General features: G+C 26.9%; 18 protein-coding genes and 1 other RNA gene. 7 read left to right on the top strand and 12 right to left on the bottom strand.

Going from position 1 to position 26678, the window contains the following annotated elements:
* Positions 1 to 2: 2 nt before the first annotated feature.
* The 4 genes from ACNQ12_RS01455 to ACNQ12_RS01440 form a co-directional block, all read right to left on the bottom strand.
* The gene (locus ACNQ12_RS01455) at positions 3 to 683 is read right to left on the bottom strand and encodes a PQ-loop domain-containing transporter (RefSeq protein ID WP_416754862.1); all 681 of its coding nucleotides are present in this window, start codon (positions 681 to 683) and stop codon (positions 3 to 5) included.
* Complete coding sequence (locus ACNQ12_RS01450) at positions 683 to 2059, bottom strand: M17 family metallopeptidase (RefSeq protein WP_416754864.1); 1377 nt, start codon at positions 2057 to 2059, stop codon at positions 683 to 685. Before ACNQ12_RS01450 ends, ACNQ12_RS01455 begins: the two co-directional genes overlap by 1 nt.
* A complete protein-coding gene (locus tag ACNQ12_RS01445; RefSeq protein WP_416754865.1) occupies positions 2046 to 2432 on the bottom strand; it encodes an IMPACT family protein in 387 nt (128 codons plus the stop codon). Before ACNQ12_RS01445 ends, ACNQ12_RS01450 begins: the two co-directional genes overlap by 14 nt.
* Before the next feature lie 109 nt (positions 2433 to 2541).
* Positions 2542 to 3381, bottom strand: a complete 840-nt coding sequence (locus ACNQ12_RS01440; RefSeq protein WP_418037013.1) for an MAGa3780 family membrane protein — start codon at positions 3379 to 3381, stop codon at positions 2542 to 2544.
* A 172-nt stretch (positions 3382 to 3553) separates the two neighbouring features.
* Here ACNQ12_RS01440 and ACNQ12_RS01435 point away from each other — a divergent pair, with 172 nt between their 5' ends.
* The 5 genes from ACNQ12_RS01435 (at position 3554) to ACNQ12_RS01415 (ending at position 10016) form a co-directional block, all read left to right on the top strand.
* A complete protein-coding gene (locus ACNQ12_RS01435; protein ID WP_418041864.1) occupies positions 3554 to 4291 on the top strand; it encodes a hypothetical protein in 738 nt (245 codons plus the stop codon).
* 43 nt (positions 4292 to 4334) lie between these two features.
* An RNA gene (rnpB, locus tag ACNQ12_RS01430) (RNase P RNA component class B) lies at positions 4335 to 4620 on the top strand.
* Positions 4621 to 4706: 86 nt separating this feature from the next.
* On the top strand, positions 4707 to 6479 hold the full coding sequence (locus tag ACNQ12_RS01425) for a type 2 periplasmic-binding domain-containing protein (RefSeq protein WP_418027359.1): 1773 nt from the start codon (positions 4707 to 4709) through the stop codon (positions 6477 to 6479).
* A 52-nt stretch (positions 6480 to 6531) separates the two neighbouring features.
* A complete protein-coding gene (locus ACNQ12_RS01420; protein ID WP_418037009.1) occupies positions 6532 to 8277 on the top strand; it encodes a GIY-YIG nuclease family protein in 1746 nt (581 codons plus the stop codon).
* A gap of 938 nt (positions 8278 to 9215) precedes the next feature.
* On the top strand, positions 9216 to 10016 hold the full coding sequence (locus ACNQ12_RS01415; RefSeq protein WP_418037007.1) for a hypothetical protein: 801 nt from the start codon (positions 9216 to 9218) through the stop codon (positions 10014 to 10016).
* A gap of 340 nt (positions 10017 to 10356) precedes the next feature.
* Here ACNQ12_RS01415 and ACNQ12_RS01410 read toward each other — a convergent pair whose 3' ends face one another.
* Together ACNQ12_RS01410 and ACNQ12_RS01405 are read right to left on the bottom strand one after the other, a co-directional pair.
* Positions 10357 to 11583: an Mbov_0401 family ICE element transposase-like protein gene (locus tag ACNQ12_RS01410; RefSeq protein ID WP_418037005.1), complete on the bottom strand. Its 1227-nt coding sequence runs from the start codon at positions 11581 to 11583 to the stop codon at positions 10357 to 10359.
* Between the two features lie 107 nt (positions 11584 to 11690).
* A complete protein-coding gene (locus ACNQ12_RS01405; RefSeq protein WP_418037003.1) occupies positions 11691 to 12647 on the bottom strand; it encodes an Mbov_0400 family ICE element protein in 957 nt (318 codons plus the stop codon).
* A 1186-nt stretch (positions 12648 to 13833) separates the two neighbouring features.
* On the opposite strand from ACNQ12_RS01405, the gene ACNQ12_RS01400 reads away from it, so the two are divergent.
* Positions 13834 to 14601 (top strand): ParA family protein, encoded by a 768-nt coding sequence (locus ACNQ12_RS01400; protein WP_416754248.1) that lies wholly within the window; start codon positions 13834 to 13836, stop codon positions 14599 to 14601.
* A 132-nt stretch (positions 14602 to 14733) separates the two neighbouring features.
* A complete protein-coding gene (locus ACNQ12_RS01395; protein WP_416756167.1) occupies positions 14734 to 14931 on the top strand; it encodes a hypothetical protein in 198 nt (65 codons plus the stop codon).
* Positions 14932 to 14948: 17 nt separating this feature from the next.
* On the opposite strand, the gene ACNQ12_RS01390 is transcribed toward ACNQ12_RS01395, so the two are convergent.
* The 6 genes from ACNQ12_RS01390 to ACNQ12_RS01365 all read right to left on the bottom strand — a co-directional run bounded on the left by ACNQ12_RS01390 (position 14949) and on the right by ACNQ12_RS01365 (position 26668).
* Positions 14949 to 16082, bottom strand: coding sequence for an HNH endonuclease family protein (locus ACNQ12_RS01390; protein ID WP_418037001.1), 1134 nt, complete (start codon positions 16080 to 16082; stop codon positions 14949 to 14951).
* A 1-nt stretch (position 16083) separates the two neighbouring features.
* Positions 16084 to 16959, bottom strand: a complete 876-nt coding sequence (locus ACNQ12_RS01385; RefSeq protein WP_418042106.1) for an adenine-specific methyltransferase EcoRI family protein — start codon at positions 16957 to 16959, stop codon at positions 16084 to 16086.
* Positions 16960 to 17183: 224 nt separating this feature from the next.
* Positions 17184 to 21740, bottom strand: coding sequence for an Mbov_0399 family ICE element protein (locus ACNQ12_RS01380; protein WP_418036997.1), 4557 nt, complete (start codon positions 21738 to 21740; stop codon positions 17184 to 17186).
* Positions 21721 to 22395 (bottom strand): Mbov_0398 family ICE element protein, encoded by a 675-nt coding sequence (locus tag ACNQ12_RS01375; RefSeq protein ID WP_418036995.1) that lies wholly within the window; start codon positions 22393 to 22395, stop codon positions 21721 to 21723. The genes ACNQ12_RS01380 and ACNQ12_RS01375 overlap by 20 nt, the downstream gene beginning before the upstream one ends.
* 22 nt (positions 22396 to 22417) lie before the next feature.
* Positions 22418 to 25123 carry an Mbov_0397 family ICE element conjugal transfer ATPase gene (locus tag ACNQ12_RS01370; protein ID WP_416754254.1) on the bottom strand — a complete coding sequence of 902 codons (2706 nt, stop codon included), beginning with the start codon at positions 25121 to 25123 and terminating at the stop codon, positions 22418 to 22420.
* 3 nt (positions 25124 to 25126) lie between these two features.
* Positions 25127 to 26668, bottom strand: coding sequence for an Mbov_0396 family ICE element transmembrane protein (locus ACNQ12_RS01365; RefSeq protein WP_418036993.1), 1542 nt, complete (start codon positions 26666 to 26668; stop codon positions 25127 to 25129).
* Between the last annotated feature and the right edge of the window lie 10 nt (positions 26669 to 26678).

The following is a 26678-nucleotide window of genomic DNA, read 5'->3' as shown; positions in this document are numbered from 1 at the left end:
ATTTATATTTTTATTTGATCTTGATCCTTCTTAATGTATCTATGTTTTATTATTAAAGCAATTTGGATAGCATTAATTGAAAAGAAGAATACTTGGGCACAGACACCAATGATATTGGCTGCTGATGCATCAGTATTAGTATTAATAGATCATCAAATTAATCAACAAGTACATAAGACTTGGCTAATTGAAAACATTGGCAAAGAAAGATTTTTAACATCTTTAGTTTTAAATGTTTCAATAATTTGTGGCATAACTGCAAAAGCAATTAAGAATGGCGCTAAGAATGAGAAGAATGCCTCGAAAATAGGTGAATCAGTATGCACAAAGCTAAACACAAGAGCAATAATTATGTAGAATGTACATCACATTCCTAGGTTTAAACTAAATTGAGTTCAGTGATTTAATTTTAATTTACCTATTGTGACTATATTTTTGCTAAAAGCAAAGTAAATGCTCATTAACAGTACATTAGCAAAATAAACAGCACCACCTGAAATAATAATTGCTAAGTATTCAGGATTATTTCATCCCATAATTGAGTAGCATAATGACCCGGTTTGAGAAACCATAATGCTAAAAACAGAAAAGCCATCAACTTGTTTAGTTTTTATTAATTTATAACTTCCAAATAATACTGGTAAACAAGCAAAAAAACCTAAAATAATACTAAATATGGTCATTATTTTTGACTTAATAAAGCATATTCGACTAAAGTAGCCACTAAGCAACCTTGTGGTTCACCTTGGACATCAGCTGTTCCAGCTACATCACAGTGAATAAAGTCAATATCTTTAGTAAATTCCTTTAAAAACATAGCAGCTTGTGAAGAATCTACACGAACTGTTTGTGATCAAGAAGCTAAATCAGCGACTTTTGATCCTTTATTACCTTTGTTGTAATCTTCATGAAGAGGCATTCTTCATACTTTTTCTTGAGCATTGGCTGCTGCTTGAGCAAATAGTTTATATTTATCATCGTTAGTTGATCAAATACCTGAATATGTATTTCCAAGTGCAACTAAAATTGAACCAGTTAAGGTAGCAACATCAATAATAGTTGAAGGTTTAATTTTATCTGCTGCATAAAAAATCCCATCAGCAAGAACTAAACGACCTTCAGCATCTGTATCAACAACTTCAACTCATTTTCCACTCATTGATTGGTAAACATTTTCTGGCAATGAAGCATCTGCATTAATTCTATTGTCAGTAATGCACATAATTGCTGAGGCATTAACTTTAGCTTTCATTTGTGCAAGTGCTTTAACTGCATAAGCTGCAATTACTGAACCTGACATGTCATACTTCATACCTTCCATATGATACCCTTTAGTATTTACACCTCCAGTATCAAATGTAATACCTTTACCAACAATAGCTACATGGTCTTTTTTATTCATTTTGTTACCTTTGTATGTAACAATAACTACACGTGCTTCATGAGTGCTTCCTTTGTTAACTGAAAGAAGTAATCCCATGTTTAATTCTTCAATTTCTTTTTTGGTTAAAACCTGAACTTCTAAATTAGCAATTCCGCTGAAATCTGAAGCAATAGCAGCAGCAAGTTGTTCTGAATTTAAGAAGTTTTCTGGCATGATTTGTAAGTTTCTTGTATCATTTACTGCTTTAGCAATGATTTCAAGTTTCTTGATTTCTTCAGCATATTGAGCTTGTGTTCTGTTTAAGAATAAAGAAAGTGTATTAGCTTCTTTTTCTTCTTTTTCAATTGTTTTCTTAAATAATTTAGCTGTTCCGAAAGCGACTTTAGAATAAATTCCTCTTAAAGTAGCATCATAAGAAATTTTCCCTTCTAATACAAAGCTTTCAACATCGATATCATATGAATAGTTAATGCTTTCTGGTAATTGTTTAAAGAAAGCTAATAATTCATCTAGTGTTTGGTGTTTAACATCAAAATATACATAAGCTTCATTTGTTTGCAAATTATTTGTGATTCTTCCTTGTTTTTTAGCAACTCATTGAGGGAAATTTTGACCTTCAAAAGCAGCTTTTAAGCATAGGCTTGAACCTGGCTTGTCATAATTAATTTTTAACATTTTCATTCCTTTCTTCAAGATATTTATTAATTGTTATTGAAGCACATTCGCGATATGCACGTATTAAACCACCTGCGCCAAGTTTTATCCCGCCAAAATAACGAACCACTACAACTAGCACGTTAGATATTCCTTTTAAAGCTATTAAATCATATATTGGTCTACCAGCAGTATTTTTAGGTTCACCATCATCACTAAATCCAGCTGATTCTGCTCCATTTTGATTAATTAAATAAGCATGACAAACATGGCGAGCCTTTTTGTGCTCTTTTCTTAATTGAGCAATAATATCTTTAACATCATCTTTAGATGTTAAAGGGATTAAATACCCAATAAATGTGGATTTTTTAACAATTAATTCTTCTGTAATCATAATTTAGTTTAATTATAAAGTATTATTTTATATATATCGTGAAAAGAGAAAGAAAAATCTAGTTAGCTTTTTTGATTAACTAGATTTTTTTAATCCTATAAAATAGGACTTATTGAATATTTCATGATTCTGTCACTTTATCATAAGGAACTTTTAAAATATATTTTCAAGCAAATCCAATTCCAGGAGTAAGTAGGAAGCCAACAATGAAAATAACTAAGTTTAAAAGTACTATTACAGCAGTATTATGACCCTTATAAAAGAGTGGATGCTTAAAGTTCAAGAAATCATAAACCACTAAAGCTAATTGTTTATAAAGACTTGGTGTTGGGTTATTAACTTCTAAAGCGTTAAGCACTGGTTGACCTAGGAAAAATAGAAAAAGAGCAAAAAATCAGTAAGCAACTAGCACAATGCTAGAAAGTCATATTGTGGCCTTAGTAATTTGAATATTTTTGCGATTTAAGAATACAAAAATGAAACAAATTAATGGATTTAAGAAATGTACAATTGTACTATTAATAAATCTTTGAGCTTGAAAATTTTTAATACTTACTGGAAAAATTAATGTTCAAAACACAATAAATGTAATTGTGATATATGTATTAACTAAAAATAATGCTCTTTGAGCAATTCAAGACTTTGGATAAATTGCATAAAGAATTAAACCGATCCCAATAGCTAAGTTGCTGATTCAAGTAAATGTACCAGTTATTGCTCAAAAACTAGGTAATACCGCAGGAACAGCTTTTTCAGAGATTAATTTAGCTTTTTCTTCAGGACTAAATTTATCAATTATGCCTACAATATCATTTGAAGTAATTGCTCATCTTCATAAGGTTGCTATAAAAATTAATATTAAAATAGTGATCCCGGCAAGTAATGTCGCTTTTCTTAGATTATTCCACTGGTGAAATGTTGATTTTTTTATTTGAATTATTTTCTGCATGAAAAAATTATATCCAATTATTTTTCAAATAAGTCCATTTATCAATAAAGTATGCATTATTTTACATAATCAAAATCTGATTTTTGAATTTTTAAACAGATAGTTTATAATTTTTTTAGATATGATTATTACATTAATATATATTTTACATATGGTTTTTCAGCCTAAAATAATGTCGCAAGCAATACAAAAGCTTGATATAAATATTGGATATTACATTTCTAATAAGATTAAAGTTCAAGATTTCTATTTTCAAGCTATTTTAGCTTACTGAATTAAATTTAAGAAGACTTTAAAATACTTAATGGCCTATAACGTAGTTTTATTTGTTCCGAGTTTTATTTTAGCAATTTGCTTTATTGCTATCGATAAAGAAACTGGCACATTATTTATTACTGGTTTAGTGCTTTTATTAGTTGCAGGATTTTCATTCTTATCAATAATTTATGCATTAGTTTATATTAGACATAGTAATTCGTTTATAAATAGCTTTCAAGAATGGCAAATTGCAAATAGTAAATTTGAACATGAGCGCTTAATTGAAAATATGCTCCAACCTGATGCGCTTGAAAAATATCATCAAGTCTCAGTTTGCTCAGGTAGGCACAAGTTTATTGTTGTAGATGATAAAACAATGGCTAAGATTAAAGAGGAAAAGGAACCAGTTAATATCTCTATAGTTAATAAAATTTGATTTAAAAGTACTAAACCATCAAAAATTAAAGATAAAAAAATACACGCATATAGTTTAATGGTACTAGCTAATGCGCATAACTTATACATTGATGGATATAAAGCTAATATTAATATGCTGGCTTATGATTATCTAAAATTTGTTTTAAACAAGAATGTTGAAATGTCTCTAAAGCAAGTGAATAATCATTTAGAAATTCCTGATATGGACTTCTAAAGAAAATGTTTAATTTCTATTAGATTAATGGTATTATATATAAGCATACAGCTGACAGCTGCAGAAATGTAGAGGAAAGTCCGTGCTAGCACCATCTGCGATGATGGTAGTGTTTGTGCTTGGCCCAATAAGCCCTGGATGCAAGAAATTGTAGACGACTAGTGCCACAGAGACGAGTGAAATGAAACGGGTAAACTCCACAAGCTAGAAACTCAAATTTTGGTAGAGGAACTCAAGCTAAGAAATGAATGAAGCTTGGGAATATCGTAAGATATTAGATAAATTGTCAGCACCGTACATTTATACGGAACAGAACACGGCTTATGATGCAAAACACTCAATTTTTTGGGTGTTTTTTAATAGCTTTTTTCTGGATTGTATTAAAATATTGCATATTTAAAGAAAAAGGATATTTATGAAAGAAAAAACCCCTCTTCAGAAGATTAAAATTGCACTACTATCAATTGGCAGTTTTATAATTGCTTTAGTAGTAATTTTACTTTCTGTTTTTAAATTTTCTCACCCATTTAAACCTGCATTTTATAATTACAAGTCTTATATGTCGAAAACAAATATTGATAAAATACAAAAAGATTTTACATATAAAACTTTTGATGAAATCAATGAATTTACCAATGCCTTAGTTAATAATAAAGCAATAGCTGGAATCGGCAGTGATTTCCAGGCAATTGATTTAATTAAAAAAGGACATATTAAAAAAATTGATTTTAAGAAATTGTTTAAAAGTGTTGATCACGCTAATTTTGATGAAGAATTACTTAATAAATTATCAGATACACAATTTTTAGCTAATGTGTTAAAGGAAATTTATTCACCAATTGTGTTTAACCATTTAGCTTCTTATGATGATGAATTAACTACTGACATTCATGGTAAAAAATTAGCTACCCCTGCTCACTTATGAGAATACTTTATACCTTATTATGCTCAAGATGGGATGATTGCATATAATAAGTCTAAGGCTATTAACGGCAAAGAAATAAATGATAATGCATTAATAGCTAACGCTAATGCTTTAAGTGAACAATATCAAACTACCATTCAACCATATTCTCTGTTAAATGAATTAAATTTAATATCAAAAAGTGGATATGGTAACTATATTATTACAGATGCAATTCGCACTAATATGTTATATGCCTCAGGTTATGATTTTCAAAATAATAAATTAACTTTGGAACCTTTTACAGGTACTTCTACTGAACAAAATTATAAAAATCAAATTGTTCAATTTGGTAATTTAATTCAAGCTGCTACTTCGTATCCTATAAGTAACTCTCGTTATATCACGTTAGATGGTGATGGTCAAAATATTGTGGCTAGATTACTTGATCCAAGTAATAAACAAACCGATAGCGGAATTGTTTATAATGGTGATATGCTAGACATGTATTATTCAGATAATAATTATGATACAGTTTCAAATGGAACAGTAGAGGGCTTAAAAATAGGACAAAATGTCTTATTGGTTGATGGAATTGTGATACGAAATGATGTTGATTCAAACTATGAGACTAAATTATATAAAACATTAAATGAGAGTGTATTAGAAAATCTAACATGACATTTTTCAAAAACTAATAATAGCATTGATTTAAATCAAACTTATAAAAGATATAGTCTTAAAATTTATCAAGATTATTTAGATTCTGTGCTTAAGCCTATATTTAAAGACATTGCTAAATATGCAGTTATTGAAAAAAGGCTAATAGATTTATATAGCGAGACTTTAGATGATATTAATAAACTTAATTTATATGATGAATTTGTCTCAGATGAATTATTAAATGACAATTTAATTAAACAAAACTTTATTCTTTATTCAGATAAATTGTTCAAAACCAAAGATATAAATCATCTAAAAGAGTTAATTATTAACTTAATTAATCATGTTGATTTAGCAAATGAACAATTTGCACCTGTTGTAGCTGAAAAGTATGCCAATTTAAATAATTTTGACTTTATTAACTATACCCCGACTACTTATTTAGATTACTTATTTATTAAACGCAATTATTTTATAGAAGATAATAAAGTTGATCAAAAGGCGCTTGCTATTTATGAAATTGAAGATAAAAATGGCATTAAGCATTTTGCAATTAAAGGCGTTTCTGAAGAGTTATTATCTCAAATTAGTACTTTTTACTTTACACAATATAAAGGATAGAAATTTGCTCACGGCTGTGAGCTTTTTTCTGCCTTAATGATAAAATTAAAATATGAATGCAGCAATATTAGAAAAATTAAGAGCTAAAGTTAAAAATGTTCCAAATACTCCGGGAGTTTATTTATGAAAAAATAGTTTTGATCAAGTGATTTATGTTGGAAAGGCCAAGGCTTTAAATAAACGCTTAAATCAATATCTTAAAGGAACAATTAATTCATATAAAACCCCTAAAATGTTAGAAGAAATATTTGATTTTGAAATTTTCCTTTGCAATAATGAAAAAGATGCTTTAGCCTTAGAAACAAACTATATTAAGCAGTACAAACCTGCCTACAATATTGAATTAACCGATGATAAGCGTTATCCATATTTAGCATTGCAAATTAAGAAAAATAATGAATTAGTTATTTCTTCAGCTTATCGCTTTGACAAATATCAAAAAGATAGTTTTTACTTTGGACCATTTCCTGTTAATAGTAATTTTCGTGGTTTGTTAAATATTTTAGAGCGTAATTTTACTTATGAAAATGGATTAAAAATCAAAGAGTTTACTTACACTAGCTCAAAAGCAAAGTTTGATCAGATTATTAATATTTTGAAATTTAAAGACAATAGTTTTATTAATAAGCTACAAGAAAAAATGCAAGCTGCTGCAAACAATTATAACTTCGAATTAGCCATGGAATACCGTGATGCTATTAGTGTGCTAGAAAATATAAAAACCACGCAAATTGCTGAATTACAAAATTATAATGATATTGATGTTTTTTCATTCATTCAACATGATAATGCAGTTGCTGTGCAAAAAGTCTTTTATCGTTCAGGGATTCAAATTCAACACACTCATAATTTTTACTGATCTGATATTTTGCTTGAAGATTTCATTGCACAATATTTAGAAACATATTATAAAAACAATAAACTGCCAGATAAAATACTTTTATCTCACACATATAGTGAAATTGAGTTTAATAATTCTAAAATTAGTTTTCGAGTTACCTTTCCGATGCAAGGTATATTACAAAAAATCTTATTATTAGCAAATGAAAACAATGAAGAAAACATAAAATTAAATTATGATGAATGATATCGCAAGAATGCTAACTTATTAAATGCTTGAGCTGAGCTCGAAACTGTACTTAATCAAGGTAATAAAATTTCTTCTATTTTTATTTTTGATAACTCGCATTTTGGTCTAAGTGCTCCAGTAGGAGTGGTTACTTGTTGAGAAAATGCTTCTGCTATTGATGCAAAAAGCTCTAAATTTGATCACAGTGAACAATTAACCCTCATGGATAAAAAATCTGATGTGCAACTGATGTATTTAACTGTGGCTAAATTTATAGCTCAAAAACGTTTTATGCTTAATGATGGCACAATTTTTATAGTGGATGGTGCTATAATGCAAATCAAAGAAGCTTTATACGCATTAAAGGAACAAGATATAAATAACATCCAAGTCTATGGATTAGTTAAAGATGATAATCATAGAACGAGAAATTTAATTAATCAGAATAACGAAGTTTTAACAATTAGTAAGAACGCTTACAACTTACTTTCTAACATGCAATATAGTGTTGATCGCTATGCTAAAAATGTGATGAGCAGGTCTTTTGCTCTGAAAGCAAGAAGCAATGATTTAACTAAAATAAAAGGAATTGGTCCACAAAGCGAAAAAGCATTATTAAAACACTTTAAAACTTATCAAGCAATCAAAAATGCTTCGTTAGAAGAATTGGCCAAAATTGTAGGTTTAAGTAAAGCTAAAATAATAGTTCGAGAATATAAGGCTAAATAGTAAACTAGGACATTAAAAGTTTATAAAAAAATATTTTTGTACATCAGTTCATATTGCACTGATGTTTTTTATACTAAATTTATCACATTCTTTTATTGTTGCATAAATTAATAAATTCATCTGTTAGAGTATTTAATTCTTCTAGCGTAAGCGATTTGCAAACTATATCATGGTAAAAATTATGTTTTATAAATTAAAATCAATATTCCATTCCTCTGTTATCTAATGAATTGCATGCTCTTGAATATGAATTTTACATACTTTACTTTCGATTAAATTTATGTGCATTTCATGGGCATATTAAAATCCATTGCCAGAATTTATTATAAAAGTAGGTTCACTTAAAAGTGAACTTAGCATAGTATGTATGACTAAATACATATTGTTATAATTACATTAATTCCTTTGTTGCTTAAAATGACATTTAATTGTACAAGTCTATGAAACTTTAATAAAATTTAAACATTAATCAAATAATAAATTATTTTTTCTTTTTTATAAATATCAATTTTATTGAAATTATTAAATATTAAATAAGTGATGAATTAACAGAAGATCAAAAAATATGGGAATAATTTGTATGGAACATCATCAAAAATTAAAAGTAAATATAATTTATTACAGAAAATTAAAGATTGCACCTGAATATGTTAAAAGAAATTTTTATTTTTTTCTACTCAGAAATATAAAGAATAAGATATATTATTTTTATTTTTAGTAAAAATTTATTATAATAATTACAGCAATATAAAAACCACGGGGTTTATGTCTTTTATTGCTTTTTTATAGTCATAACTCCAAAAGCAGTTTTTACTGCTTTTTTATTTTTTAAAAAATGGTATATTTTTAATAGCAATAAAAGACATAACCTTGTTATAGGTTAATGTAAAATTACATGTAGCCTTTTAATATATTTTTATTATTAGAAAGGAATCGACATGAATAATAAATATAAATTACTTTTCAATTTAGAAATTTCAAAAAAATTTTTAGAGAATAATCAAGAAAATATAGTAAAAAAAGAAGAAATAAAGAAACTTTTAAATGATAAAACTACAAAAATAGTAAAAATTTTCACAATTAATAAATTAAAATCAATAAATATAAAAACTGGTTATGATAGAGACGTTGTTTCTGATTTAAAGAATATTAAAATTATTTTTAAATTTTCTGACTCAGATTTTTATGTTCTCAGAGGTAATATAAATTTTAATTGAAAATTTAAAAAAGGTGAAAGCAATATTCCTTTTATATTTTATGTTTTTGATATTTCAAAAATTATAATTAGTGATTTTTCATTAATTAGAGGTGTGGAAGCTGAGGCTTATTTTGTAACTTCAGAAAAAGAAGCTGAGGAATTTTTGAATAATAAAGCAGAAAATCTTCTTTTTGCAGATAATGAAAAAAGCCTTAAGACATTAGAAGAGATTTCTCTCGAAGAATGATTTGAATCTGATGTTTCTCAATTCGATGATTTTTTAGATTTATTTAATTATTATAAAGAGTTATTTTCAAGAATTAATAATGCAGATTCGATGAAGATTGATGATATTAATAAAAACTTAATTTTTGTCCCAATCAATAATATTAATGCCTTTGATGAAAAAATAAAAAAAATGATAATCTCAAGCTCTAATGCCGTATATGATGTAAATGGTATTTTAAAAGGATATAAATCTAGTGAAAAATATTTTGGAACCGTGAAAATTAAGTATGTAGCGTATCTGCTACTTCAATAGTATTATACTACTTTCGCAATTTTTTTAATATTTTTTCTATTTTTTTCACTTTTTCCAGTTTTTTCCAATCGAATTTTTTCATAGAAAAAACTACACGCGTGCGTATGCGCGCCCTTTTAAGGCAAGATAAGCACTGCATCAAACCACTTACCGTGGTGCAGTTTTTTATCTTGTAAATTACGTAGTAATTTAATTTAAGCATTTTTTAGTGCATCATTCTGCATCAGTAAATTAAAATCTGATGCAAATTTGCATCACTTTGACAAAAATTAGAAAACATATTACATAGTAATATGAATTTTTAAATTTCGTGCATCAAATCTGCATCACTACATTTTTGCTAATAAAATAATGTACAGTATCCAGACTTCAGATTTCCGTACATTATTTTTAATTTTATAGCTTCATAACTATATAAAGCCTGTGCTTTTTGAATGTGTTTTTTGCATTTAGCATATACAAAATATTCAGTAAAACAAGAACGTTTTATTCTTTTTCCTTCTTTATTTCATATCCCCTTTTTGTTATTATCGATGTATTTTATAAATGCTCTAATGTGTGCTTTCAGCTCATTATTTTCGTATTTAAGCTCATCAAATTCAGCCATAAAAATATTCATCAAACTATCACAATCTTGTAAAGTTTTGTATTCAAAAACATACTCGAATAAATCATATCATCGAGCATTAAAAGTTTTTGAATATCAATTTTTAAAGAAATTTTTATATGGATTATTACTATGTTTAGAATATCCTATAGCCTTTCTTGTAACAAATTTTAAGTGAAATAAATCTAAAACGTAATTAGCTTGTATATTATTAGCAATTGTTTTTATTCAATTTGCGCCATCCGCTTTTAGATATAATTTTGTCCCTTTGCTTGTAAATTCATTAATGCTGTTTAAAATATGATTTTCAAAATCATTAATTTTTTTACCACTAGTTTTTGAATTTTTATCCCCTAAAAGCATTAGCATCACTACACCATTTTTACCTATTGTATTATCTTGCTTAGAGTGAATAACAGCTTGTCTAAAACAATGCTTTTTTGAACTTATTTTAGAGTTTACACCATTATATGTATCATCTATTTCAATATCAATATCAGAGTTACAATCATTTAGCTTTTTTGATTTTATTTCATCAATTAATCTATTATTTTCTTCTTCTATATTTTTATCAATCCCAAGTAGTTTTATTCAATATTTAATATGATTAGCTGATATTCTTTTTCCATTAATGGACCCAATATTTTCACCATTCAGATACTTATAGCATAAATCATTCATTAACTCATAATCATATTTATATTTCATTATCTGTTTCATAATATCATCGTGATAATATGTAAATCTCTTTACTTTTCCATTTATTCTAGTTTCGTACATAGTAATATTTAATAAAAATGTACCGTACTTTGTAATAAATTTCTTTTGTTTTCTACGACATATATTTCACGTTGGGAATTTATCTTTTCTTATCTTTTCTCTGAATTCTTTTTCTTTATTATTTAATGTATCAACAAATTGCTGCATTTGCAATTGTGCAATATTAATTAGTTTTTTCATTATTTAATTATAAAAAAAGTCAAAAAAAATACAGCGAATAATCAGCTGTTCATAAATATATTAGCAATATTATAACACATAAAATTAAGTTATAGCTAAAAATATTTTTATATTTTGGTTTTTATTACTCCATCATTATCTTCTATAATTTCTTCATCATTATTTAAAGTTTCGCCATCTTCTATTAATGTATCGTTATTTAGTAATTCATCTGTTTTAGAAGTTTCTTTTTCTTTGCTTATATTATTAAGCACAATAAAAGTAAATTCATCTATATTCACAAATTCTAATGAGGTCATATCATCATTTATTTTTAATAAAGGTAAAGGATATTTTGTAATATCTTTACTAATTATTACTTTAAATTGAGGTATCAACTTACCATATTGTGTTCTAATTCCATTTTGCTTAATATCATTATCAATGATATCGTATAGTTCACCAATTTCATATACATTATTATTTTCTTTATAGTTTTTAAACATATCATTTTCACCACTATTCTTTAAAATATATTTACCTAAATTATAAAGTAGTGTGTTTTTATACAATTCATATGCTTTTTCATCATTAATTTTGTATGTATTTCTCTGTTTAATCATTTTCGAGTAGGCTTTTAAGTCATTATCAAAATCAATTTCTTGAATTGTAGCTTTTTGATTATTTATATTTAAAAATATATTTGATATTATCTCAAGCTGTTTTTCACTTTTTAAATCATTTAATGTATAAAATTGTTTTTCTCTATAAATTTTATGAAACTTATCACTATCCATTATTTGAATATTAGCTGTATCAACTCAAGAATTCTTAGATAACTTATCATTTAAATCATCATCTTTAGTTATCTCAACTTCAAAAGGCAATTTTTTTGATGCATCTTTTGCTCCTCTTATAGGTAAGTAATAAGTCTTGTTGTTTATTTCAAATATAATTAGTGGTCTATTATTATATCCTGAATGATGAGATAATAATATGCTACCTTCAGCATTAAATATTATTGTTTCATTATTGCGCGTTAAAATGTTATCTTTTCTTATATTAATAATGTTTAATTTTTCCATATATCTCCTTTATATAATTTTAATATTTTTGACTTGAATAAATATAAAAAAATCTGCAAGTGCAGATTTTAGTTAAGTCGAGAGCTTTTGATAAACCACTATATAGACAGCCACTCTCTGCCTCCTTATCCATATTGTATTCGTTTACCCAAGTGCGCCACCGCGGTGTACAATAGGCTTATCTTAATGCTTCCTCATGGTACATCTTCATTAAGATGTTACACCCGTACCCGTTTAATATTATAATCAACAATGATTACATTAATATTGTAGCATAGTTTTTTATATAGTCAAGTATTTTTTATATTATAAAATATTATTTTATAATATGGTTTCAATTTATTTTATTGCTTAAAAATAGAGAATTTTTATATTATTTATCATATTTTATATTATATTAGATTATAAGGTAATATAAAAAAATCTACTTTTTAAAAAGTAGATTTAAATCAACCGAGCGTCCTTTTGATAAATCACTATATAGCAAGTATGACCTCTTTCTTTACTATTTGTATTCATTTATCCAAGTGTCCCACTGCGGTGTACAATAGGCTTATCTTAATGCTTACTTTGTGGTGCATCTTCATTAAGATGTTACACCCGTACCCGTTCAACATCGTAATCAACAATGATTACATTAATATTGTAGCATAGTTTTTTTATATAGTCAAGTATTTTTTATATTATGAAATATTATTTTATATTATGATTTAAAATTATTTTAGAACTAAAAAATAGAGCATTTTAATATTGTTTATCATATTTTATATTATGTTAGATTATAAGGTAATATAAAAAACCACTAATTAAAGTGGATTTTTTATCATATGTGTACACCTATTGATAAATCACTATTTAGTTAGCCAGTCTACATATCCTTTACTAAATTGTATACATTTATCCTAGTTTAGCCACCGCGGTGTACAATAGGCTTATCTTAATGCTTCCTTGTGGCGCATCTTCATTAAGATGTTACACCCGTACCCGTTCAACATCGTAATCAACAATGATTACATTAATATTGTAGCATAGTTTTTTATATAGTCAAGTATTTTTTATATTATAAAATATTATTTTATAATATGGTTAAAATTTCTTTTAGTACTAAAAAAAGAGTACTTTTATATTAAATATATTATTTTATAATATTTTATATTGTGATATAATATATATAGAAAGAAGAAAAATGGAAACAAAAGTACTTACTTATCTAAACAACAAAGGTGGTGTTTTAAAAACAACATTAGCCACTAACCACGCAGTTTATTTAGCACAACAAGGTTATAAGGTATTAATAATTGATACTGATGCACAAAATAATGTGGCTGAAACTTTTTACTTACCAAAAGCAAAATATTCTATTTGGGACATAATGTTTAATGATATTTCTTATCAACAAACCATAATTTCAAAAAACACCATTGATTTTATAACATCATCAATTGAATTAAGCCAATTCGATGAAACATTATTATCATTAATGGAACAAAAGAAGAAATTTAAATTACCTAATGAAATAATAGATGAAATCATATCAAGCAAGAAATATGACTATATTATTATTGATACAAGCCCTAATTTAAGCAACTTGCTATATTACACCTTATTAGGCTCACAATATTTAATAATACCCTTTAATCCAGATTTTAGCTCTATTAGCGGATTAACCAACGTTATAAACTTTATAAATAACGCTAAAAAGGAAAATCATAAGCTTGAAATATTATCATTAGTGCCTACAATAACAAATGCTCGAAGCGAAATAGAGGAAGATTTAATATTTCAATTAAAAGACCATTTTAAACTCTTACCTATTTCACAACATCGAATTAAAAACTCACAATCACCAAGACGATATGTATTAATGTACAATCAACCTATTTTAGGATATAAAAAATACGCTAGCTACAAAAGCGTATTAACCAATTACTTTAAATCACTAAAAATTAAATAAAAGAGGAATTTAACAATGAAAATATTTGAATATATTCTAGGTTTTATTATTCTTTTTATCGTGCTAGGTATATTATCTAAATATGTTTTTATACCAATGCTCGACAGTATGATTATCAAATAAGGAGGAAAGATGAATTTAAAAGAAAGAGTTTCTAGTTACAGCGTAGAAGAAACCAAAACAAACAACAATAATAGTTTAAAGAAAGCTATTTCTATAACCTTAAGCCAACAAGCTATTGATAAACTTGAATTTATCAAAACACAAAAAGGTAATATAATGAACCGCTCACAAATCATAGAGCTTTTAATTAAAGAGTATAAAATATAGCAAGGCAACCCTTGCTATTATTTATTTGATTTTTTCGCATTGCAGCTACCGCATAATAATTGCGCATTATCTTTTGTTGTGCTTCCACCTTTGCTTCAAGGATATATGTGGTCAACTTGTAAGTCTTCGTAATAAAAGTATTTCTTACAGTTATTACATTTAACAGCTTCTTTATTGCCCATTAGTTCTTTTTGACTTTCATCAAATAATTCTCTTTTTATAGCATCTGAGAACAATCTATTTTTATCAAGATTAATATTTTCTAAGTACCCATTTATAATATTTTCATAATATTCTCTTTTATCAATTAAATTTGATTTTTTTAAATATGCATCATAATAAGCAATCTTATCATTTAATACAGGTTTGTTATCTTTTAAAATAGACTTACATTGTTTATTTTTCTTTAATGCTTTAGAAAAAATTTCAAACCATATATCCTTATCATTTGCTGGGCTATTTAACATAGTTACCATTATATCAATAACGGGACTTAATTTATCATTGTAGTCATCTTCTAGTTTTGTAACACTATCTTTATTTTCCTTTACGTAATCAAGTATCTTACTTAAATCTTTTTTTTCAACTATTTTGCTAAGTACTCAGTATTCTTTAGTGCCTCTTGATGCTTTATTACTTTCTTTAAACACTTTTCTTAAGTTCTTATCATCATTACATACTTGCTTTAATGTATTGATAAAAACTCCATTATATAAACCGTTAACTATTTCAAAATCGCTTAAAGGCACGCCTAAAGTATTTATTCTATAAAAGATATTTCTTTTATGTTCTTCATCACCACGACAAACAATGATATTTAATAAAGTATTATTAACTTTATTTTGTAAGTCAGGATTATAAATTCCATATTCTTTTCAGTTTTTATTATTATATTGAATATCATTATGCTTGAAGTTTTTTATTGCCTCAATTCTTTGTTTCCCATCTAATACTTCATAAACACCATTTTCATTTTCTCAAAAGTAAAAGGCCGGTAAAGGAATATCATTTACAATACTATCAATAACCAAGGCTTGTTTATTAGCATCATATACAATTTCTCTCTGAATTGAAATATCAGAAATGATTTTTCCATCGTTAACTTTTGCAACAACTTCCTCAATACTCATTTTTATAATATCTTGGTTCATATTATTTATCCTTTCTAACTAATTTGTTTTTAATAATTATTCTCATATAAACATCTTTACCATTAATTGATACGTCTTTTTTTGTTCCTATTGTTTTTTTAGCATATCGACTTAAATCAATGATTTCAAATTGGTCTGGACAATATTTATCTAGAAAAGTAATAGGCACCCCCATACATCCTTCATAGTCATAGGGGATATCTTTTACTTTATCAATATTAATAGCTTCATAATTATCATATTTAGGATACTTTTCTTCATTATATTTTTCAGTAAGTACTAATCTTTGGTGTCTAGGTTCAACATCAAGATTAGTAAATCATCCAATATTCCCGAAAGTTTTAAAGCTCCCATCAGCTTGCTTAAATGTTTTAACATTTGTATATCCTAATCACAATTTATCTTCTTTTATATATTTAAATACTTCTTTATATGTAATAGCATTCTTATTACCAATTATTAAGAATTTTAAATTGCATTCCATTATAGTTTCAATAAATTCTCTAAACAAAGAAAAAGGTGGATTAGTTATAATTATTCCATCCGGATGTTTTTTAGCAAATTCTTTTATACTTTCTTGAAAAGGTACACCTTCATTAGTTTCGGGAATATAAGCACTAAACGTTAAATTTAAATTTCACTCATCTTCTTTAGCTCTTAAAAATCTACTAAAATTAAACCCATCATTATATTGTTCAAGCAATTTTCCGTTTTGAATGATTTTCTTTTCATCTTCACTTAAAAGGTAAAAGTCAAAATCGCAAGGACATAAAATGTTCTTGCCTTTAAGTTGTTCCTTATAATGATTTAATTCTTTTGCAATATCGTCATATTGAGTATAAAACTCATCATTTTTTGCATTTCTTGCACTGTGCAAGTTTGAGTTGTTTGATTTATTTGCGACTAGCGCGCTAGTCTCTCTCTCTCTCTCTCTCTCTCTCTCTCTCTCTCTCTCATCTTATTCATCACTCTTCTTTTGCACCCTACTGAATTTTTGATATAATTATTATATGGACATTCAGCAGGGTTCTACAATAGGCTGAGTGTCCTTTCTTCTATTATTAAGATTATACAAAAATAGCAAGGAAACCCTTGCTATTTCTATTTAACTTTATTTCGATATTTACGTACATAAATAAATCATCCCAATACTGAACTAGCACCCACCGCTAATAATGCAAGTGGAATACCAATAAATCATACAACGCGCTTAGCAATATTCTTGTCATCTCGCTTATCATTGATATTATTTGTTAAATTATCATTAATTTGTTGCGTTGTGCGGTTCATTAATGTTACATAACCATCATTTTTAACATCACCTAAAGGATGAAGTTTAACAAATGTACTTCTAATAATACCATCAGATTTTGAAACATTTCTAATAGCTTCATTCAACTCATTAACATCTAAATTGTAATCAATATTGTATTTAATACCATATATTGCATCAAGATATTTACTTAAATCATCAATAAATTTTGATTTTAATGTTTCTAGGTCGTTTTCGCTATATATAAAGCTTGCGCCTTTTATTACGCTTAAATCTTTGACTTTTACAGCTCCATTTATAATTATTTGCTTATTTAAATCATCAATAGGCTTTTTATCAGTCGTATTGCTGAATGCAAACGCTTTAGTGCCTTGACTTCTATTATTAACACCGTAAACATTAATTAAGCCTTTATGTATTTTTCCATCTCCTACTACCACATCTCTTATAGTTTTATTAATTTCCTCAATATCAAATGTGTAATCCTTATAAATTGTTAGCTTTTGCTTAGCTAGATATGCAACTACATCATTAATAAGCGAATTTCTTAGTAAATTCATACTATTAAAACTATAAGAATGCTCTTCTCAATTAGGAATATTATCTAAATCAATAATATCTACCAAATCATCTTCAATTTCTTTATTAGTTTTATTACTGAATTCAAAAGCTTTAGTACCAGTAGATATATTATTTATTCCATAAATATTAATGTATCCACTATGCTCAACATTATCGCTTTTAATTACTTCTCTTAATGTTTTATTAATTTCATTCAAATCGAATTTATAATCCTTGTTTTGAATTAAATAATATTTTTCAAATAAGTAATTACTAATTTTGTTTATTAATTTATTTTTAAGCACTGAAAGCTTATTCTCATTGAATTTTAAGGATTTTAAGCTATCTATTTGATTTAAGTCAATTAATTCTTTTGTATTAGCATCAATATTAGTCAATATATTTATAGTTGTAGTATTTTTCAACATCGCATTTTTACCAATTAATGTTGCTTTAAAAGAGCCTTTTCTTTTCAAAATGCTTAACATTAAATCACTATTTATGGTAAAGTCAATATCATTAGGCACGCTGATATTGTGTGCTTTTAACTGATTATTGATTTTTGTATATAATTCAGTTAACATTTCAGTATTACTTGCATTTTTAATTGTAACTTCATTTAATACAATTTTACTTAAATCAATTTCTTTATCATAAATACTATGTGCAGTGTTATATACTTTTACTAATACACGCCCATTTTTACCTTCTTTAGCAGTTAATTCTAATGTAGAATATTTGCTTCCAATACCATCCTTATTTAAAAGCAATTCAACAAATTTTCTTTCATTAGCTACAGTATCTAAATTTTTAATTTCATAATCAACATCAAGAATTAGAGAATTGTAATAGGTTACAATTTTTTCTTTTATTAACTTTTTAATCTTTTCAACATCAGTTTCACCATTTAAATTTATTGTTAATTCACCAAAATTTTCGAAAATATTTTTGGTATTTTGCTTTTTACCTTTCCCAAATTTACCAGTAATATCAATCATAAAAGTTGAACTACCGGCAAGTAAATATTTATCTTGAAATTCCGGTTTCAAAACGATGCCAAATTTTACGAAAACATTATTTTTTTCTTCTGTAGCAATCAGTTTGTCTCAATCGTTAAAGTTAATAAATCATTTTTCTTTATTGCTTAACATTTTATTGCTATATTCATCAGCATTCATACTATTGCTTAATTCATTTTGAAAGTAGCTAGCATTTCAATTTAGCGTGATAACAGTTTTATTAATCCCATTAATTTTTAATGGTATCGATATTGTTTCGCTACTGAGTTTGTGATTAATGTTAAATGAATTTAGTTTTAAATGCAAAATAACATTATTATTATCATCAAATGTTACATTATCTATTTCTACATATTGACTACCTTTAAAGTTATCAAAAAAGTAGTTTTTAATATCATTGAATTTTCACGTATCATTTGTTTTAAATTTTTCATTAAATTCTTCTTTAGTAAGCACATTATATTTCTTTAGCAATGGTGTAATTGCAATATATGCATTAAATTTTTCATTATTATAAATAGCATTCATAAACAATTTATAATATTCCATGACATCTTCATATTTTAAAGAAAATATAACATCATCTTTTAATTTATATTTATCTGAGATAAAGTTATACATCTCAGCACCAACTTTTGAATTTCAAAACGGGATTAAGTATTTATTTTGCACATTATCTGTAAATAAGCTTTGCGGATTTGTTTTTTCATCAATAAGCACAAATTTAAAGTTCGAAATTGCGTTTTGGCCATCTTGAACAATTAGGTATAAACCACTTTCACTAAAATAATTATTTTCCGAACTTTGATTTATATCTGTTTCAAACTCGCTATTGTATCCTAAAACATCGCTATCACTAAATATTTTAAAGATATGCACATCTTTTGTATCACCAATATAAGATTTTAATCCACCCTTACCAAGTACTACAGCTTCGGCAATAAATCCAGCATCTTTTAATTCCGGCTTAAATAATGTTTTTGCTCCATAAGGCAATAAAGTTTTTAAGTAATAGTTATATTCACTACTTCTTTCATCATATTTATGCTCTCATGACGAAATATAATCATTGTCATTTTCAGTATATTTTTCATAATCATCCCCTTGATTAAAGCCTTCAGATGGTACTCAAATTATTTGCTTTTTAGTACCAGTTTTAACATCAATACTTGCATCATAAAGCTCGTTAGGTATTTTATGCCCTTTTTCGTCTTTAATTTCATTTCCATCTTCATCTATTTTGTATGGTGAAATTAATACTTTTTGATGATAATTTTCATCCGGATTTCAAGCATATCATTTAAAATCTTCTTGAATGCTTTTAGAATTAATTACAAGTATCTTTTCATATTGCTTAACTAAATTCTTATCTAAATTTCCTTGACCATCATATGAATAAATTTCAATTCTATATTCATTTTTCTTATGTGAATTTTCTTCTGTTTTTGCTACTTCTTCTCCATTAGCATTTACGGTTTGAACACCACTATCAAATACTCTTTCATTATCGTTAGCATTATTTCTATTATCTTTTAATTCTTCCTCGAAATATTTGTTTAAAACATCAATTCTTTTGCCATTGATTTTTAATACCTCATTTTCATTAACTGTTGTAAATGAAATTTTTAATGGAGTATGCACTTCGTATTTACCAAGATAACATTTCTTACCATTACACTTAATTTCTTTATCACCAGCAACTCTTACTAATTTATCATTAACTAATGCAGTTGTTCCAGTTTCAAAATCTACTCATTTACCTAAATCAATTGTTAATCTATTATCAACATTTTTTGACTTAAAGTATTCTGATGGAATAAAATTAACTTTTAAGTTTTTATAAATTAAATAGTCACCTCAAGGAGATGTTAAATACAAGTTTATGTGAGTATTAGTAGCAATACTTGTTTTTAAAGAAATAATTTTGTCTAAACTTAAATGCATTTTGCTAGATAACTTGTTACGTATTGCGGAATTTACTCTTTTAATTTCTTCATTTAAATATTCACTATTAGCTTTTGTTGATTTTTCGTGTTCATTAGGTAATTCTGTATAAATATCACCCCCAGTATCAGTTGTAACATTCATCCCTTTTCTTCATTCACTTTTTAGTTCACTAACAAAATCGTTATATTGTTGAGCTATTTTATCAGCATTATACTTATCAATTTTTAAATTAGGTTCTTCATATTTAAAAGTAAATGATAGCCCTGTGATATATCACTTAGTTTCAGTAGATGTATAAGTTTTTCTACTATTTACTTTAGCATATTGTATTTCTCAATTAGTATCAAGTTTAGTATCAGTATCTGATAATTTTCATAGTTTTCATTTATCACTATTAATAAGTACATTTGTAGACCCAGAAAAAATTTTCTTCCCATTTGGGTATAGTACAGTTACATCCATACCTTGAATTAATTGTTCCACAAAATCCGGATGAATACTTAATTTACGCTTATAATTTGTTTTTGTACTTCAAGAACCTAAACTCTCTGTGCTGACTATAAATTCGTTATCATCAAGTAATTGCATCCCTTGATAAATATTGTTTTCGCCAAATTTTAAATAAACAGTATCTCCAATTGACTTAATTTCACTATTAGTTGACCAACTTCACCCAGAACTACCAATTGGTCGATTTAATATTTTCTTTCGCATATCAGCCAATGCTCGTGAAACATCATATTCTCCGGTAGGTATATCATAGTTGATGAATGCGGATACAAAATAAGGTACAGCACCAATTGTACTTGTGCCTAATAAAATTAGATTTTTAACTTTTTTATTCAAATATTTCATCATCAATTTCATCCTTTAGAATTTCACTATCAAATTTTTGTTCAATATCATAATTTTGAAATGTATTGAGTGTTTCTTCTCGTGTTTCATCTAATTTCTTGCGTTTTGTTCATTCTTTTTCTCTTTCTTGTAACATTGCTTTTTTATGCACATTAATTTTTTCTATATCATCTTTTGTGATGTTATATCCACATAATGCTTGTAATATTAAGTCGACTTTTTCGTTTAAAATTTTTACTTCATCTTCAACATTTTCTATTTCAGCAATAATATTATGTTGAAAAGGGCTTAATGATGCATAAAAACTTTTTCTAAATGAATAAAATAAGTCAGATTTAATATCCTTGAGAACAATTTCTTTTTCTTCATTAGCAAGCTGCATAGCTACCATATCGCTTAAATATGCACTTAAAGAAACTTTTTGACCAGCTAGTTGCTTTTTAAGCTTATTTAGTCGTGCAACATCATCGCCATTATAAAAACGTATTGTAGTCGCAATTCCAGTTTCTTTTTGTTTCTTCTCTTTTGCTCGCTTTTCAGCTTGTTTTACTTTAGCTAAATCTCTTTTAATTAATTGTTCAATTTTACTTTCTTTTTCATTCTGAGCTTCTTGTTCCTTTTGTGCAAGCTTGCTCATTAATTCATCTTCATTTATCATATTTCCCCTTTCAACTAATTAATTAATTTTTACCAAAATTACCTTGTTTAAATAAAATGCTCTTTTCAAAATCGTTGTAAAATACTTCAGCTTTTATTTTTGAATACTCGTGCAGTGACGTTAAATTAGTTCCAATATCAGCTTTAGCCAAGAAAGTAGTAATCGAATTATTTAACCCACCACTATTTTCATACAGCTTTTTAACAGCTTCTAAATCATTTTGTCTTAACCCAAAAAAGTAAGAATATTGAGAGTTCATCATAATAGCTTCAGCTTTTTTGCTTGCATCCGCACTAGCTAAGAAATCTGATGGATTTTGTGATGCAATAAGCATTCCAGCATTATATTTTCTAACAGTTTTAGTCATAAAGAATAATGCATCCATTGTATGTTTATTATCTTTAAATCGATGGAACTCATCAACAAGAATTGTTGTATTTACTTTCTTATCTAAGATAAAGTTATTAAATATCTTAGTTTGTAAATAAGAGATAAGCACAAATACAGCAACAGCTGATATTTCATCATCAGCAATATCTAATTTAGAAATATTAAAGACTATAAAGTCACTATCTAAATTCATATTTGTTTGCCCATTATAAATAAATTCATACTTACCATTATTTTCAAACAAGTATTCTAGCGTTTCAACAATATCAGCTAGCAATATTTGCTTGCTTGTAATGTTTTCTCCCTTAGGCAGTTTATATCTTTTTCCATATTGAATTAAATCACTCATTATAGGATATTTAAAATTACTAATCTCTTCAATAGTTTTAATCTTATAAACGCCCATTTCTTCATATAATCCTTTAACTAGCTTTAATATCATCATTATTTGCGCAGTCTTTCACTCATCGCAAATTAGTTTAAAGTAAGCCTCTAGTCATTCAAGATGTTTATTAATTATTAGTTTTACTCCTAAAGCATCAACCTCGTCTTCATCATAAAGTTGATATCTAATTTCAAGTGGATTTAATGTAGTGTTTTTACCACTTCCAAGGTCAATAACTTCACCACCAAACTTTTCACATAATTTAACATATTCGCCTTGAATATCTAAAATATATACTCTATTATTTTCGGCTAGTAATGAAAGAACTTCTTTTCCAAGAAAAGTAGATTTACCTTTTCCAGAACTTCCAAGCACAAAAGCATTGTAGTTACTTCTTTTACTACTATTTTTATAAAATCTATTAATAATAAGTGGCTCAGCAGTATCATAAGTTAATGATGCAATATTAATGTTTCCATCATTTACCATCGCATTTTCAAATGCTCAACCGTGACTTAAATTGTAAGAACTCATTTCCATTTGTTCTTTTAAATTATTTGTCGTAATTAAACAAGCTTGTGAATATGCTTCAAATTGTTTAAATGGTAAAGGATTTAAGTTTATTTTGCTTTTGCGTGCTTCTCTAAAGTTACTATTTTCAATTTCTTTTAATTCTTCTAATGAATTGGCTTTATTAATAACTAGAAATTGAACATCATAAAGTTTATTTTGATTAGTAATCAATTGATTTTGTAAATATTCAATCGCTTCAAGCTGTAATTCATTTGTCTTTTTGGCGTATTTTGATTTAATCCCGTTAATATTATCTTCAGTACGTTTTGTACCCTTATCTAGCATTATTGCTTGCATATCTTCGTTAAATGGAACACATTGTACAACAACTTGAGAGTTATTACTTAATAGTGGTAACATTCAATTGTTAGGTAGTTTTAATGGTAAATCGCTCATTACTTGTATGCTGTAAAATAACTCATTTTTCTTGAAATAATTCTTTTTAAAAATCATTTCATCCACAGTAAGCAGCTCATCTAAATAAATATGGTCATCACCTTCTCAATTTTCAGCTGAAAAATATTTTTCAATTGTTTCGTTATCGATATCAATATCTTCTTTGTTAGCTAAAAACTTAAACAGCTTTTCCTTTTTTAGTATTTCATTTAAAAGCCCCATTTTATCTAAAGCGTCTGAAACGTTATTTAAACTTTTAAAAACGTTATTTTTATTTTTAGAATATAGCACCAAATAGTATTTATCTACTTCATAATTTGTATCAAGTATTTCAAAATCTTGCATTCTAGCATCATAATATTTTTTAAAGTTTTCTTTGACTTCCTCGCTTGCTTTAGCTAATAAAATTTCTTTTTCTTTTCTATTCTTTTTAAGGCAATTAACATTATTAGAATAATCTTCTAAATCACGTAATCTTACAATACTCATTTGAGTTTCACTTGCATCTAAAATATCTGTAAATTGTTTAATAAACATTTCAGCATCATTTTCATCTTCGCTTCACGGATTATTACCACTAAATGCAATTACACCCAAATATCTTTTTCCACCCTTGATGTTTTTAGTTTTAATATACATTTCATCTTCGATATCTTCGTACGGAAACAGATTAAAAGTTGTATTACCTTTAGTACTATTTTTTGTATATTTTTTACTTGAAAATAAGTACATTAAGGCTCTAAAGCCTAGTACGTATGTTCTACAGTTATATTTTCTATTCTTAATAAGCAAAAAGCTAAATGAAATCATAAAAAATATTGTTAATATTAGTTTAAATATTTCATTTACACTTGATGGTAAGATAGTAAAACCTAGAACAAACGAAAGAACAGCTAGCGCCATAGCAACAGCAAAATCTCCAAGATTAAAATCTCGTCAAATTAAAAGCTTATTTTTATTATTACCTTTAGGTTGTAGCATCATCTTTTATTCCTCGGTTCCATTTATATTTTTTGTTTCATCACTTTTAATTTTTCCATCATAGTAATCTCTAGCGTTTTTTAATCCTTTTTCCATTCTTGCTTCTCTTGCTTGTTTTCAGTGGTTTAATTTACCTTTAAGTCCGTGATTATATTTTGTATCAAAGTCATTTAACTTTTGATTTGAATTAGCTAAATTGTTTTGTGCGTCAGTATATCCATCCAAATCTCCGGTTTTCTTATACATTTTGCTTTCAAACTTATTAGCTTTTAATTCTTGTCTTAAGTTATTTCTTCTTTCATTAAATACTTGTTTATCAGCTTTCACATTTGCTCGATTTTGTCTTGTGTTTTCGTGTAAGTTTCTAATGCGCTTTCTAGCTTCAGCTCCACTAATTTTTCCGGCTCTTTGCATATTTTTAATATCTTTACGTTGGCGATATACAGATAATCCAGAAGTTCCGTGTGTTGCAGCTTTAGCCATTACGGCTGCACCAGCTGCGCCAGCAATACCGGCCTTAGTCATCATACCAAGCGCTCTACCACCAGTCACAATTGATTTCATATCTTGCATTCCTTCTTTAACACTAGCACTTTCTCCAATAAAGTTCGCCACTTCAGAACCAAAATTTTGCATTGCTAAAGCACCACCAACATATAGTGCAACAGATAAAAGTATTCTTAATAAAAAGTTAATATTATCTATAGCATTAATATAGCTACCAGCGCGTGAAACAAATTGTACATAAATTTGTATTCCAATAAAGAATGCTAAAATTGCAAGTTGCTTTCCAATATATTGCGTACGTCATATCTTTAAGCGCTTACCATCATCGCAAATTGCAGCAGATATAACAAAAGGTGATATCATAAATAATCAAAACATTTGTAATACTTTACCAACAACTAGCATTATTCCCATAATCAAGCAATAAATTGTTCCAAGTGAAATCATTGCACCAGTAACAATAACCATTGCACCTTCACCTCAATTTAACTTATCATAGTATGTTCTCGGTATTACATATTCCCCTTCACTAGAATTCGAACCCCATTTATTTCATTCTTCAAATGAAATTCTATTAGCTAGCGCTTTTTTGTCATATAAAGAACTTCAAATTGTATCGGACAATGTAGTAGAACCACCTTCTCCTAAAATTACTCCAACAATTAAAGAAATAATCATATTAGCAACAAAAATAATAATTGGTATACCTATTAGATATAATGTACCAACAGCACTTCTTTTTATTGCTATTTTTACATAATTATCACTATCATCCATTTTTGCATAGTGCATTCGTACAACACTAAACATAACCATAAACACCCATAATATCAATGAGACTACAATAAACCGAACGAACATAAATGGAACTTCAGCACCATTTATGCCATCTTGTATTCTGACACCAAAGAGGATATATTGCGGTAAATCAATCGCTATTAATTGATATGCTTGCACTATCACCGAAATAAGTTTTAATGGTAATGCAACAAAAATGGTTGATGAAGTACTAAAAACTGAATAGTATAGCCCACCAAACATTTTTATTACC

Origin of the sequence: Mycoplasma paraquilae, assembly GCF_048284415.1 — a bacterium.
Lineage (GTDB): Bacteria > Bacillota_I > Bacilli_A > Mycoplasmatales > Metamycoplasmataceae > Mycoplasmopsis.
This window is presented reverse-complemented; position numbering and strand designations above follow the sequence as displayed.